The sequence below is a fragment of the Pseudomonas reactans genome, assembly GCF_013387025.1.
Lineage (GTDB): Bacteria > Pseudomonadota > Gammaproteobacteria > Pseudomonadales > Pseudomonadaceae > Aquipseudomonas > Aquipseudomonas reactans.
In genome coordinates, this window is the sequence record NZ_JACAQP010000154.1 from 1 (window position 1) to 401 (window position 401).

Below are 401 nucleotides of genomic sequence, written 5' to 3' on the forward strand. Positions count from 1 at the left end.
AGTTGTACTTGACTTTCTAATAAAGTTGGTATACTATATTAGCTTCTATCTTCAATATATGTAGTGATTAATCCATATATGGAATTAACGTAGGACCCGATTCTCTTTCTTTCTGAAATAATTGTTTTACTGTTATAGAATACATTTCTCCACTAGAATCCAATGGAATTTCGAAATGAATATATTTTTATTTGAAAATTATTTCAATTCAAATAAAAAATGCGTTGCAGAACGATCTATAAAACAATTGATACCGTTTCATTCCTCAACTAAATTAGTAGTGCTTCTAAAGTCCACTTCTTCCCCATACTACGAGTGAAAGGGAAAATGTAAAGACTACCATTAAAGCAGCCCAAGCGAGACTTACTATATCCATGTCAATTATGTCCCTTATCTTTATG

General features: G+C 30.7%; 1 protein-coding gene. It reads right to left on the reverse strand.

The window, feature by feature from the left end; genetic code table 11:
- Window positions 1–286 precede the first annotated feature (286 nt).
- The gene (locus tag HX793_RS32275) at window positions 287–376 is read right to left on the reverse strand and encodes a cytochrome b6/f complex subunit VIII (RefSeq protein WP_069187528.1); all 90 of its coding nucleotides are present in this window, start codon (window positions 374–376) and stop codon (window positions 287–289) included.
- Window positions 377–401: the final 25 nt, after the last annotated feature.